At 46.2% G+C, this 12,207-nt stretch carries 15 protein-coding genes; 3 read left to right on the forward strand and 12 right to left on the reverse strand.

What is annotated here, in order from left to right:
• Window positions 1-49: 49 nt before the first annotated feature.
• Window positions 50-1,381 carry an MFS transporter gene (locus AC1DN5_RS03965; protein ID WP_045925741.1) on the forward strand — a complete coding sequence of 444 codons (1,332 nt, stop codon included), beginning with the start codon at window positions 50-52 and terminating at the stop codon, window positions 1,379-1,381.
• Window positions 1,382-1,413: 32 nt separating this feature from the next.
• Here the strand turns inward: AC1DN5_RS03965 and AC1DN5_RS03970 are convergent, their stop codons facing one another.
• The 12 genes from AC1DN5_RS03970 to AC1DN5_RS04025 form a co-directional block, all read right to left on the reverse strand.
• Window positions 1,414-1,794, reverse strand: coding sequence for a VOC family protein (locus tag AC1DN5_RS03970; protein WP_016937329.1), 381 nt, complete (start codon window positions 1,792-1,794; stop codon window positions 1,414-1,416).
• Window positions 1,795-1,850: 56 nt separating this feature from the next.
• Window positions 1,851-2,789 carry a LacI family DNA-binding transcriptional regulator gene (locus AC1DN5_RS03975; RefSeq protein WP_099743891.1) on the reverse strand — a complete coding sequence of 313 codons (939 nt, stop codon included), beginning with the start codon at window positions 2,787-2,789 and terminating at the stop codon, window positions 1,851-1,853.
• A gap of 62 nt (window positions 2,790-2,851) precedes the next feature.
• Entirely contained in the window at window positions 2,852-3,610 is a 759-nt protein-coding gene (gene xth, locus AC1DN5_RS03980; protein WP_366969943.1) for an exodeoxyribonuclease III, read from the reverse strand.
• A 46-nt stretch (window positions 3,611-3,656) separates the two neighbouring features.
• On the reverse strand, window positions 3,657-4,184 hold the full coding sequence (locus AC1DN5_RS03985; protein ID WP_188154213.1) for a methylated-DNA--[protein]-cysteine S-methyltransferase: 528 nt from the start codon (window positions 4,182-4,184) through the stop codon (window positions 3,657-3,659).
• Window positions 4,181-4,762 carry a bifunctional transcriptional activator/DNA repair enzyme AdaA gene (locus tag AC1DN5_RS03990; RefSeq protein ID WP_366969944.1) on the reverse strand — a complete coding sequence of 194 codons (582 nt, stop codon included), beginning with the start codon at window positions 4,760-4,762 and terminating at the stop codon, window positions 4,181-4,183. Before AC1DN5_RS03990 ends, AC1DN5_RS03985 begins: the two co-directional genes overlap by 4 nt.
• Before the next feature lie 190 nt (window positions 4,763-4,952).
• A complete protein-coding gene (gene rpsR / locus AC1DN5_RS03995) occupies window positions 4,953-5,192 on the reverse strand; it encodes a 30S ribosomal protein S18 (protein ID WP_004392983.1) in 240 nt (79 codons plus the stop codon).
• A gap of 43 nt (window positions 5,193-5,235) precedes the next feature.
• Entirely contained in the window at window positions 5,236-5,751 is a 516-nt protein-coding gene (gene ssbA, locus AC1DN5_RS04000) for a single-stranded DNA-binding protein SsbA (RefSeq protein WP_016937325.1), read from the reverse strand.
• 39 nt (window positions 5,752-5,790) lie between these two features.
• On the reverse strand, window positions 5,791-6,078 hold the full coding sequence (gene rpsF, locus AC1DN5_RS04005; protein ID WP_004392977.1) for a 30S ribosomal protein S6: 288 nt from the start codon (window positions 6,076-6,078) through the stop codon (window positions 5,791-5,793).
• Between the two features lie 111 nt (window positions 6,079-6,189).
• On the reverse strand, window positions 6,190-7,290 hold the full coding sequence (gene ychF, locus AC1DN5_RS04010; protein WP_045925735.1) for a redox-regulated ATPase YchF: 1,101 nt from the start codon (window positions 7,288-7,290) through the stop codon (window positions 6,190-6,192).
• A gap of 127 nt (window positions 7,291-7,417) precedes the next feature.
• A complete protein-coding gene (locus AC1DN5_RS04015) occupies window positions 7,418-9,421 on the reverse strand; it encodes a molybdopterin-dependent oxidoreductase (RefSeq protein WP_366969945.1) in 2,004 nt (667 codons plus the stop codon).
• A gap of 45 nt (window positions 9,422-9,466) precedes the next feature.
• Window positions 9,467-9,673, reverse strand: coding sequence for a DUF951 domain-containing protein (locus tag AC1DN5_RS04020; RefSeq protein WP_004392973.1), 207 nt, complete (start codon window positions 9,671-9,673; stop codon window positions 9,467-9,469).
• Window positions 9,674-9,758: 85 nt separating this feature from the next.
• Entirely contained in the window at window positions 9,759-10,763 is a 1,005-nt protein-coding gene (locus AC1DN5_RS04025) for a YkvI family membrane protein (protein WP_016937322.1), read from the reverse strand.
• Between the two features lie 163 nt (window positions 10,764-10,926).
• On the opposite strand from AC1DN5_RS04025, the gene AC1DN5_RS04030 reads away from it, so the two are divergent.
• On the forward strand, window positions 10,927-11,430 hold the full coding sequence (locus tag AC1DN5_RS04030) for a GNAT family N-acetyltransferase (protein ID WP_045925733.1): 504 nt from the start codon (window positions 10,927-10,929) through the stop codon (window positions 11,428-11,430).
• Between the two features lie 156 nt (window positions 11,431-11,586).
• On the forward strand, window positions 11,587-12,201 hold the full coding sequence (gene yyaC, locus AC1DN5_RS04035) for a spore protease YyaC (protein ID WP_045925732.1): 615 nt from the start codon (window positions 11,587-11,589) through the stop codon (window positions 12,199-12,201).
• The last annotated feature ends 6 nt before the right edge of the window (window positions 12,202-12,207 follow it).

Genomic DNA, 12,207 nt, shown 5'->3' on the forward strand with positions numbered 1-12,207 from the left:
TAATTTACAGTATTTTCTGATTACATTTTGCCAAGTCAGGGGGTTTTTTATGAAACATCAGACATTCTCAAATGTAGCGAACCGATTAGACCGTCTCCCCATTTCGCGTGTGCACTATCAAGTATTAACCGCTCTCGGAATCATCTATTTTTTCGATCTGGCTGATCTGTTTACGCTCAGCAACGTGGCTCCTGCGCTGATTGAGCATTGGGGCGTGAAGCTGTCCACCATTGCCGACATCACGGCTGCGTCCTTCCTGGGCATGTTTTTGGGCGCCTCGCTCGGCGGCAGGCTGTCCGATCGGATCGGCAGGAAAAAAGCGCTGAATTGTTTTGTTCTTATCTTTTCGATCTCATCTTTTCTGAATGCGCTGGCATGGGACATTCCTTCCCTAATGATTTTCAGGTTTTTGACAGGTCTCGGCGTCGCGGCCGCCATGATTGTCACTAACAGCTACTTGGCGGAATTCTTCCCATCCTCCGTTCGGGGAAAATACATCTCCTTTTGCGCCATGATCGGCTTAATCGGCGTTCCCGTGACAAACGTCGTATCCGCTTTTGTCATTCCGTTAGGCTCATGGGGATGGCGGCTCGTTTTTGTATGGGGCGCGGCCGGTCTCATTTATTTCTTTTTTATCCGCCGGCTTGAGGAATCGCCGCGCTGGCACGAAAATCGGGGGGCATATGATCAGGCAGACGCCATTATGAATCGGCTTGAAGCACGCGTAGAGAAAGAAAAAGGTCCGCTCCCCGCGCCAAAAGAAGCAGCAGAAGTACATACAGTGAAGCACGCCGGCTACTTAGGGCTGTTTCAGGGCAGGAATTTAAAGATCACCATCATCCTGTCTGCAGTATGGATTCTTGAAACCTTTGGCTTTTACGGCTTTGCCTCATGGGTGCCCAGCCTGCTGAAAAGCAATGGCATCACCATGGAAAAAACGCTGTGGTACAATGTGCTTCACTCTGTCGGCGCCCCGCTTGGCGCGTTGCTCGGTTCCATGATATCCGAGACGTTCCAAAGGAAATGGATTCTGGCCGCAAGCGCTTTTCTGACTGCCATTGCCGGACTGTTGTACGGCATGACGTTTATTCCCGTGATGATTATTGTGTTTGGATTTGTCGTCAACGTCACGGAACGGGTTTTCACCTCAAATTTATACGCATACACATCAGAGCCGTATCCGACGGAATATCGTTCGGCGGGCAGCGGGCTGGCTTACGGGCTCGGCCGTTTTTCCAACATATTCGGTTCCCTGCTCGTCGGATTTATTGCCGTAAAACTCGGATACATCAGTGTCTTTTTGTTCATCGGCGGCTGCTGGCTTCTATGTTCCGTTCTGTTAATCCTCTTCGGCCCGAAAACAAATGCACAGCAAATATAATCAATAAAACAGTGCGGGTTCACCCCGCACTGTTACACTGTGATTTCTATCAAATTGCCTTCCCCATCCTCTATCACGCTCTCATAATATCCGTCACCCGTTACGCGCGGGCCGCTTACAACCTGAAATCCGTCATTTTTAAACGTCTCCGTCAGTTCATTCACCCGCTCCTTGCTGCCTGTAGAAAATGCGAGATGCGCCCATCCGGTCATATTCTGTGACGGAGTTTCATCAATGCCGCCTTTTTTCATAAGTTCCAGCCTGCATCCGGAGTCAAATGAAAGAAAGTACGATTTGAAATCCTTTTTCTCATTATGGTAAAGGTCATTGGCCTTTGCCCCGAAGTATTTCTCATAAAATTCTTTCATCCGTTCTAAATCTTTCACCCATATCGCTGCATGTTCAATTCGCATATGTCCGCCTCCCTTTTTTCCTCAATCTAGTTATAAGGCATGAAATCCATTTCAGCTCAAGTCTTTTTCCTCTGAAATTGATGCATAATTTGTTTTTTAGCCGTTTCTCCGTGCAAAAACAGCAAAAATGCTTCTTTTCCGACCCGTTCTAAATGAAGTTCCAGAGATGGAATATTCAAAACCCGGCTGACGCTCAAATTTCCTTCACCGATGATCTCCGCATCCCACCTCTGTTCTTTCGCAAATTGGTACAAGCCGGCAGCCACATCATCACTGTGCGCATAGACGGCCGTCGGCGGCTTGCTGAAACCCCAGAAATGCTCACCCGCACGCTTTCCATCGTCCATATCATGGCAACCGACCATAATGCGGGTTTCATCAAGAGAACCGAAAACCGCTTTATATGCATTTACCTTGTCGGCCGTACTCGGACTTTTTTCCGCTTCCCGCACACATGTAAAAGCAACATCTTGGTGCCCACGGTTTTTCAAATACATAAAGCTCTCTCTGTAAGCCGCCTGTCTGTCGTTATAAGCGCAGGGAATCTCTTCGTGCTGTGTATATTCACAAGCGACAATGGGTCCGTATTCAAGGTAAGGCACGGCTGTTTCCCATTCATTCGCGCGGGAGGTGACAATCAGCCCGTCAATCTTTTTCATTTTCAGCAGTTCGAAATACGTCATCTCTATAGCGGGGTCATAGTTGGTGGGGAGAAGGGTTGTCACGTAATCATGAGCAAAGGCTTCCTTCGTGATACCGTTTACAATTTTGTCAAAGCAGGGATGGTCACTGTACGGCAATATCACGCCGATCGTATTGGTCTTTCCGCGAATCAGATCAATGGCAGTTCGATTAGGAGTATAATCCAGCTCCTTCATTACTTGATTCACAAGACGCCTTTTCTCCTCAGATACATACGGGTGTTGGTTTAACACGCGTGATACGGTGGCCACCGACACATTCGCCAGTTTCGCAATCTCTTTTATATTTGCCATGTGCTCCTCCATTTTCGATAATAAAAAAGCAGCAAGAGTGGATTTCTCTTACTGCTATCTCATCATAAATCCACTGTCATTTCAACAGGGCAATGGTCAGAACCCATGATATCGGCACAAATGGCCGCTTGGCTGATCCGCTGCTTCAGCCTGTCTGAAACAATAACATAATCGAGCCGCCAACCGATATTTTTCTCGCGTGCATTCGTCCTGTAAGACCACCAGGAATACGCGCCTTCCTGATCGGGATATAAATAGCGGAACGAGTCGGTAAATCCCGCGTTCAGCAGAGCGCTGAACGCTTCCCGCTCCTGATCCGAGAAACCGGCGTTCTTTCGGTTGGCTTTTGGATTTTTCAAGTCTATCTCCCTGTGTGCGACATTCAAATCGCCGCATAAGATCACGGGCTTCTTCCGGTCAAGCCTCTGCAGATAATCCTTAAAATCCGCTTCCCATTGAAGACGGTAATCAATTCGCTCTAATCCGCGTTTGGCATTTGGCGTGTAGCAGTTGACGACGAACACGTGCTCAAATTCAAGCGTGATCACCCGTCCTTCTTGATCATGGCCGTCAATCCCCATTCCATAGGACACGTGCAGCGGCTCTTCTTTCGAGAAAACAGCCGTGCCCGAGTAGCCTTTTTTCACCGCATAGTTCCAATAGGCGTGATATCCTTCAGGCTGTAATGATACTTGTCCGTCCTGTACTTTTGTTTCTTGCAGACAGAGAATATCGGCTTTCGTTTCCTGAACGTAAGTATTGATATCTCTTTTTTTCATCACGGCACGCAAGCCGTTTACATTCCAAGAAACCAGTTTCATATCTTCCCTCCCGCCGGCTCAGCCGGTATTAACATTCAGCATGTGTCTATTTCCATGTTTTATTGTGCCTGCCCTCTAATGCCAGCAGCTGTTTTTTCATTTCTAAACCGCCTCTGAATCCGGTCAGTTTTCCGTTTTTCCCGATGACACGATGGCACGGAACCGTAATCAATACCGGATTTTTCCCGATTGCGGCGCCCACGGCTCTTACGGCTGACGGTTTCCGGATCATTTCTGCTATATCCGAATAGGAGTATATCTCGCCGTACGGTATGTCCATAAGCGCTTTCCATACAGCAAGCTGAAATTCCGTCCCATAAAGATCGAGCGGGACGGAAAATACCGATCTGCCATTTTTGATGTACTCGGACAGCTCTGCTGTGTAAGGCGCCAGTTTTTCATCATCACGCACCAACCGGTATTCCGGCATTGCTTTTCCTGCCCACTGCACAAGTTCTTCAAAGTTACCATGATTTGAACCTATGAAGCAAAGCCCCTTGGAAGTAGCGGCTGTATACAGTCGCCAATCATTCCATGTGAAGCGTGTCCAATAGATCATCGTCTCTTTACTCATAATGAACCTCCCTGTCTTGTTCCGGCAGTTTTTCTGTATTCTGTGGGCGAACTTCCGGTTCTCTTTTTGAAAAGGGTCGCAAAATGCGCTGTGTTTAGAAATCCGACAGTCAGAGCGATCTCCATTACTGTCTTTTCAGTATGCATTAAAAGATCCCCCGCCTTCGCGAGTCTTTTTTTCTGTATATACTCAATCGGAGATATCCCATTGATTTTTTTAAATGTCCGCTGTAAATGATAGGGGCTGCCGTGACACATATCTGCCAATATGCTCAGAGTCAGGGGTTCGTGATAATGGCCGTCAATGTACTCAGTGATTTGCGCAACCCATTCTTCATCTGGGAGACGAAGGCCGTTTGGCCGGCACCTTTTACAAGGACGAAAATGTCTCTTTATCGCTGCTTCAGCCGTATCAAACACCAGTACGTTTTCCTTATTCGGAACTCTCGATTTACAAGAAGGGCGGCAGAAAATCCCCGTCGTTTTTACCGCATAATAAAATACCCCGTCATAGGAAACATCATTGTGTATGATTGCGTTCCACTTCTCATCTGTCAGGATATTTCTTTCCGTTTCCATCTCAGTCACCCCCTGTTCTTCAGTATAAACAAATTCATTTTATAAGTACGCATATTTGAATAGGCGAGCAAGATAACAAAGACGGATGTAAGAAGCCCTTCCATGTTTCATGTGAAACATTTCGGCAGGATGGGGACGGAATAATAAAAAAAGAGCAGGAGCCCGCAGGCTCTTGCTCTTTTCTTTCGGCTTACTCGCCAGTTACGTATGGAAGTAAAGCCATTTGACGTGCGCGTTTGATCGCGATAGTCAATTTACGTTGGTATTTCGCATTTGTTCCAGTTACACGGCGAGGTAAGATTTTACCACGCTCAGAAACAAACTTTCTAAGAAGATCTACATCTTTGTAATCGATGTGCGTAATGCCGTTAGAAGTGAAGTAACAAACCTTACGGCGTTTCGCACGACCGCCTCTGCGTCCTCCTGCCATTGTCATTTCCCACCTTTCTTGTTATGAATATAGCGATAATCTATTAGAACGGAAGATCATCATCCGAGATGTCAATCGGCTTGCCGTCGTTGGCAAATGGATCATCATTAAAGCTGTTCCCTTGATTTCGTCTCTGGCTGTTCTGATTTCCGCCGAACGGATTATCATTTTGGCCTCCGCCAAAGTATTGGCCTCCGCCGCTGTTTCCTTCGTTGTATCCACCTGAACCAGAACCGCCGCTTTTAGGCTCAAGAAATTGAACACTTTCAGCTTGGACTTCTGTCACGAAGACACGCTGTCCCTGCTGGTTTTCGTAATTTCTTGTCTGGAGTCGGCCGTCTACGCCGGCAAGGCTTCCTTTTTTAAGAAAGTTTGCAACGTTTTCGGCTTGTCTTCTCCAAGTGACACAATTAATGAAATCGGCTTCACGTTCTCCGGACTGGTTCGTGAAAGTACGATTCACAGCAAGAGTAAACGTGGCGACAGCCGCACCGCTTGGCGTATAACGAAGCTCTGGGTCTTTTGTCAGTCTTCCGACTAATACAACTCGGTTAAGCATATGAAAGACCACCTTTTAACATTATATATTTCAAATTGCTTATTCTTCTTCTTTAACAACGATGTGGCGAATGATATCGTCACTGATCTTAGCTAAACGGTCGAATTCAGCAACCGCTGCAGCTTCAGACTGAACGTTTAAGATTTGGTAGAAACCGTCACGGAAATCATTGATTTCGTAAGCAAGACGACGTTTACCCCAATCTTTTGTTCCAGTGATCTCCGCTCCGTTAGAAGTCAAAACGTTGTTGAAACGCTCGATAACTGCCTTCTTTGACTCTTCGTCAATGTTTGGACGGATAATGTACATAACTTCGTACTTTTTCATCTGTTTGCACCTCCTTTTGGTCTAAGCGGCCCTTAAATGGGCAAGGAGCAATAATTCTATTACTCACAAGTTTATATTATACCAAAGCTCTTGTCCCTTTACAACTGTGTCCTATACATTAAATCGGAAATGAATGACATCTCCGTCTTGGACGATATATTCCTTACCTTCCAGACGCACTTTTCCGGCTTCTTTGGCTCCGGACATTCCGCCGCCTGCCAAGAGGTCTTCATAAGCAACCGTTTCAGCGCGGATAAAGCCGCGTTCAAAGTCAGTGTGGATGATACCCGCACACTCAGGTGCTTTCATGCCTTTTCTGAATGTCCAAGCGCGCACTTCCTGTTCGCCCGCCGTAAAGTATGTCGCGAGGCCGAGAAGAGAGTATGACGCTTTAATCAGCTGATCGAGGCCTGACTCTTCAATGCCGAGCTCTTCAAGGAACATTTGCTTTTCTTCGCCTTCCAATTCAGCAATTTCAGATTCAATTTTCGCGCAGACGACGATGACCTCGGCATTTTCACCCGCGGCGTACTCACGGATTTTCGCAACGTATTCATTGTCTGAAGGATCAGCCACTTCATCCTCGCTTACATTCGCCACATAAAGCACGGGTTTTGACGTAAGCAAATGAAGCTGCTTCACAAGCTTTTGCTGTTCTTCCGTAAATTCAACGGAACGTGCAGGCTTTTCTTGTTCGAAAGCTTCTTTTAATTTAGACAGAATATCAAATTCAAAAACCGCTTCTTTGTCTTTTTGCTTCGCAAGCTTGCTTACCCGTGTGATGCGTTTTTCGACTGTCTCCATGTCGGCAAGAATCAATTCAAGATTGATCGTTTCAATATCATCAATCGGATCGACTTTCCCTGACACGTGCGTAATATTGTCATCCGCGAATGCCCGTACAACGTGACAGATCGCGTCTACCTGACGGATATGAGAAAGAAACTTATTTCCCAGCCCTTCACCTTTAGATGCGCCTTTTACGATCCCCGCGATATCAGTGAATTCAAACGCAGTCGGCACCGTTTTTTTCGGGTTCACCAATTCAGTCAGCTTTTGCAGACGTTCATCAGGCACTTCCACGATTCCCACGTTCGGATCAATTGTACAGAACGGGTAGTTGGCTGATTCGGCACCAGCCTGGGTAATTGCATTAAATAACGTCGATTTTCCCACATTCGGCAAACCGACAATTCCAGCAGTTAAAGCCATTCTTTCATCTCCTCTATATCAAACCATCATCGTATTAAACGTATTGTAAACCTAGAGCAATTATAAGGAGGTTCATAGGAAAAGACAAGCTGAGAAAAAAGCATTTCCCGCCCTCTCTCTCCTTAGATTATCCTTTTTTAACCGCTACCAGACAGTCAAAAAGCGTACTTCCCATTCCATTATCGGAATTTGAATCTTTTGTAAGCATGTTGACCGAGCCTCCGAATGCCGACCACATGCCTTCATCTATATTCACCGTCTTCGGGTGAGCCTGCTTCATGATTTTCACCCTGCCGCGCAGACGTCCGCGGTCATTGTATACCTCTGCCGTATCTCCGTCCTGAAGTGAAAGCTCCTCGGCGATATCCGGCGACAGATCCACCTGAATCTGCTGAAGCTTTTCAATAAACGGCACGTGCTGTGAATGATTGGAGCGCTGCGGGTGAATGGACAGCAGCGTATACGGATATTTCCCGGCCAGCCCGGCGTCGTGATAAACGGATTCTTCCGGCACTTCCAATTGAGGGAGGCCGCTGTATCCTTTCTCTTCTGCCAGTGACGAAACGAATTCAAACTTTCCGCTCGGGGTTAAAAATTGGAAATCATTCCATGGAACCTGTTTGACTGGAAGCGGCATATGGCCTTTTTCCTTTAATCGCTCAAGTGTGATTCCTTCTTTCTCCAAAGAAGAGAGCCCCATTTTCAAGAAATCTTCCGTACTGTAATCAAACAGCTCTCCGAATCCGAGACGCTTGGCGAGCTCCGTCCAGATCCAGCGGTCTGATTTCGCCTCTCCCTGCGGTTCCGCAAGCTTTCTGCCATACTGAACATAGTGATGGTACATGCTGGAGTAATAAATATCTTCTTCTTCAAAAACAACGGCCGTCGGCAGTACATAGTCACAGAGCTTCGCCGTATCGGTCATGACCGAATCAATGGCCACTGTGACCGGTGTTTTTTCAAACGCTTCCTTCACTTTTTTTGTATTCGGCACCTGTGTCAGCGGATTGCCGCACGTCACGATAATCATCTCAATCGGCGGGTCGGCTGCGTTCAGCGCCTCTTCGGCCTGTGTCATCATCGAAAACGTTCTCGTGTTTTTCTTCAGATCAGGACGGGTAAGTTCGGTCTTTGCAAAGCTTTCACCGACTTGGACATTTCCGAAGTTGGCGCCGCCGCCTTTAATACCGACATTTCCGCTCGCTGCCGCTAAAGCGTCAATCCAGCGTATCGTCCCGCCGCCGTTTTTATATCTCTGCATCCCAAGACCCATAAAAGTAGAAGCGGGACCGTCAGCATATAGATCAGCAAGATATTCAAGCACTTCTAAAGACGTTTCGGTTTTCTCAATGATCTCATCCAAAGAAATCGTGTGCAGCAGCTTTTCTATTTCTTCAAAACCGATCGAATGCTTTTGAATGAAATCGGCATCCGTTCTGCCGGTTTGGCATAATATTTTCAAAACACCCGCCGCAAGCCAGCCATCCATTCCGGGTTTAACGGATATATACCGGTCGGCAAGCTTTGCAGTGGGATTAAAAATAGGGTCAATGACCGTCAGTGTCGCTCCTTTTTTCTTCACCTGCTGCAAATGATGATAGAGGTGCATATTCGTCCGTGACACGTTTCTGCCCCATACGATCACATGCTTGCTGTGATAAATATCAAGCGGTCCATGCCCGTAAGAACGGCCGAAATCCCAGCGCTGCGCCTCAATTCCGGACCCCCAGCAAATGCTGCCCGCAATCTCCGTCACACCGCCGTATCCATTGAAAAAACGCTGGTCGAGCGCTTTCAAAAGACCGTTATTGGCGTAGTCATGACTGTGCAGCACAGCGGCAGTGCCCAGTGTTTCCTTAATCTCCGCCATTTTTTCCGCAATTTCATCTAACGCCTGCTCCCAGGAAATGCGGACAAATTCGCCGTCTTTCTTTTTTAAAGGAAAACGAAGCCGCTCCGGTGCATTCGTTTTCGTCTCCAGCATTCTGCCCCGGCCGCAAATTTTTCCTTCTGTGATGGGGTGATTCGGGTCTCCGTCTACTTTCGTCACCTTTCCATCCTCAACTGTCACCAAAAAGCCGCAACTGTCCCAGCAATTCAGCGGACACGCTGACTGATGCACTTTGCTCATCTGGCCTCTTCCTCTCCTCTATATGAAAAAGCATGAGCGTCAGCCTTATGATGTAGGCTCCTCATGCTTGACGAGTACTTTTTTCAGCTTTCTCTCAAAATCTCTTCTCGGAATCATGACACTGTGGGAACAACCCGTGCATTTGATCCGAATATCCATTCCCATCCGAATGATTTTCCACCTGTTTTCACCGCAAGGGTGCGGCTTCTTCATTTCAACAATATCATTCAGGCCAAAGTCTTTATCCGCCAAGACCCTTCACCTCTCTCCATAGACTGCTTTATTCATTGTACAAAAAAAGTCAGGATAAGAGCAACGGCCGCACTCAAAATGAGCATTATACTTTTTTCCATCTCCCTAATACAGGGTAAAGAAGAAGACATACCAGCAAATAAAGACTTAAGAGCCCGTAAATGGGATACAAAATGGCGATTAAATCTGAAAAGCCGATTGTCGTAAAAGGCACCATCACAGCTAAAAGAAGAAGAACGAGCGTCCATCTCGGCAATTTCACAAAAACAAGCATGCGGCTGGACAGCCCGAACAGACCGGTCACGGTTGTCGTATAAATGGCTAAAAAAAGCACGGCTGTCATACAAAGAAACAACGGATAAGGAGCACCTTCAAGTACAGCAAAGAGAGGAATCTCATAATGTGTAAGACTGCCTGAGAGCTGTACAAGCGTTTCATTGTAGACAAATGAAATCACACCGAAAATCAGCCCGCTGACAACACTGGCGATTTTCGCTTCCCCAAGTCCTTTCATATCCTTCCCGACAGAAGAAAGAACTGCCACAACAGAAAGGATATTTAATGACGTAAAGGTAATGCTTGCCGGCCAATTATATTGACGGGTCAAATCTATCGTCCACGTATAGTGATGGGTTGTCTGAAAAAAGATCAATGCATATAACAGCCCCGCTACAAGAATCGGTATCAAAATGCTATTCAGAGATAATATTCCTTTTATATCCCAAAAGAATAAACAGATGGTCACAATGCAAAGAAGAAAAATACCGATCCAAAACGGCAGCTTGTACATTTGCAGCGTCACACCGCCGCCGGCAATCATGACCGTCGTCGTTGAAAATAAATAAAACATGATAAGAATATCATAGATTTTGGCAAGAGCCGGCCCCATCAAATGCTCAAGCACAGGTAAAAAGTGCGTTGATTGGACCTGATAGCTGATCTTCAGCACAATATAAGCCGAAATGGTGAACATGACTGTAAACAATACAATGGCCAGTCCGCTTTCAACACCGAAAAACTGCCATATTTCCTGCCCGCTTGCATACCCGGCTCCAATCTGGCTGCTTAATATGAGCAGCATCCACCTCATTCCGGCTCTCCACAACCTTATCACCTCATAAAATTTCTGATAATCTCCGCATATTGCTACTATATTGAGCGACAGCGGCAATCATTCATACAAACGGGACAAATATGGTACGATAAAGATGATTGACTACTCAGAAAATTCATTCGTGTAAGGAGCTCAAATCATGTACATCAGGCGTTTAACCGCAAGTGACACCCAGCTTTACTCCAGCATCAGGCTCAAAGCATTAAAAGATCACCCGGACGCATTTGCGGTCAGCTATGATGAGGAGAAAGAATGGCCGCCCGAAAAATTCAAAGCCAGGCTTGAAGCCGACAATGCTATAGTGCTTGGCGCCATTGAGAAAGGCAGTCTTATAGGCATCATTAAAATATCCAATCATCCGCTTTATAAACTAAGACACATTGCGGTTATCGGTTCTATGTATGTTTCTCCTAAACATCGAGGATCAGGCGCAGGAAAAGCCTTAATGACTGAAGCCATCAGCCAAGCAAAAAAGATGAAAGATACGGAACAGCTCCACCTCTCGGTTACTTCAACCAATGAACCTGCAAAAAAACTCTACGCTCAGTTAGGTTTTATCCTCTTCTCTACAGAAAAAAGAGCGCTGAAATTAGATCACCAACAATATGTCGATGTAGATCATATGGTCTTATACCTTTCATGAACTTGAAGAACAACAGCTTCAGGTTCATTTTTTTACCCGGCAGATTGATTATGACATAAGCATAAAAAAAGACAGTGCTGGATATACTGTAAACAACCATACATCACCACAAACATCAGTGTAATACTCGTATGACATGACAAGGAAGTGAACCCTATGAATCGAAAAGGCGGGCTTTTTTCTCAGGAACGGGCAAAACAATATGTGTCCCATACGGATTCCTCTGCCGCGAATCAAATACAAGCAATCCTTGCTTCATCTTTACGTAAAGCAGGCGGCAGGCCGTTAGTCACCGTGTGTATCGGTACAGATCGATCAACCGGAGATTCATTAGGTCCGCTTGTGGGAACAAAGTTAGAAAACATGAAGCTAGACAGATTACACGTTTACGGAACACTGTCAGACCCCGTTCACGCCGTAAATATGAAAGACAAACTGAAACATATTCAACATATACATAAAAATCCGTTTATTATAGCGGTTGACGCTTGTTTAGGCCGCGTTAAAAGTGTAGGGTCATTTCAAATCGGCGATGGACCGCTGAAGCCCGGAGCCGGTGTTCAAAAAGACCTTCCTGAGATCGGTGACGTTCATATTAATGGAATCGTCAATGTCAGCGGGTTTATGGAGTATTTTGTCCTGCAGAATACGAGGCTTCATCTTGTGATGAGCATGGCGAATGTTTTGGCAGAGGGATTACAGCTGACGGATAAATCAGAAGGACGGCAGGAACGGCTCAGTCCGTTTCATAAGCTGACAAGACGTATATAAAAAAAC

This window comes from Bacillus sp. 01N42_2 (assembly GCF_056399565.1).

Coding starts and splice junctions, on each gene's coding strand:
- AC1DN5_RS03965 (WP_045925741.1), top strand. CDS start 50: ATGAAACATCAGACATTCTCAAATGTAGCGAACCGATTAGACCGTCTC.
- AC1DN5_RS03970 (WP_016937329.1), bottom strand. CDS start 1,794: ATGCGAATTGAACATGCAGCGATATGGGTGAAAGATTTAGAACGGATG.
- AC1DN5_RS03975 (WP_099743891.1), bottom strand. CDS start 2,789: ATGGCAAATATAAAAGAGATTGCGAAACTGGCGAATGTGTCGGTGGCC.
- xth (WP_366969943.1), bottom strand. CDS start 3,610: ATGAAACTGGTTTCTTGGAATGTAAACGGCTTGCGTGCCGTGATGAAA.
- AC1DN5_RS03985 (WP_188154213.1), bottom strand. CDS start 4,184: ATGAGTAAAGAGACGATGATCTATTGGACACGCTTCACATGGAATGAT.
- AC1DN5_RS03990 (WP_366969944.1), bottom strand. CDS start 4,762: ATGGAAACGGAAAGAAATATCCTGACAGATGAGAAGTGGAACGCAATC.
- rpsR (WP_004392983.1), bottom strand. CDS start 5,192: ATGGCAGGAGGACGCAGAGGCGGTCGTGCGAAACGCCGTAAGGTTTGT.
- ssbA (WP_016937325.1), bottom strand. CDS start 5,751: ATGCTTAACCGAGTTGTATTAGTCGGAAGACTGACAAAAGACCCAGAG.
- rpsF (WP_004392977.1), bottom strand. CDS start 6,078: ATGAAAAAGTACGAAGTTATGTACATTATCCGTCCAAACATTGACGAA.
- ychF (WP_045925735.1), bottom strand. CDS start 7,290: ATGGCTTTAACTGCTGGAATTGTCGGTTTGCCGAATGTGGGAAAATCG.
- AC1DN5_RS04015 (WP_366969945.1), bottom strand. CDS start 9,421: ATGAGCAAAGTGCATCAGTCAGCGTGTCCGCTGAATTGCTGGGACAGT.
- AC1DN5_RS04025 (WP_016937322.1), bottom strand. CDS start 10,763: ATGAGGTGGATGCTGCTCATATTAAGCAGCCAGATTGGAGCCGGGTAT.
- AC1DN5_RS04030 (WP_045925733.1), top strand. CDS start 10,927: ATGTACATCAGGCGTTTAACCGCAAGTGACACCCAGCTTTACTCCAGC.
- yyaC (WP_045925732.1), top strand. CDS start 11,587: ATGAATCGAAAAGGCGGGCTTTTTTCTCAGGAACGGGCAAAACAATAT.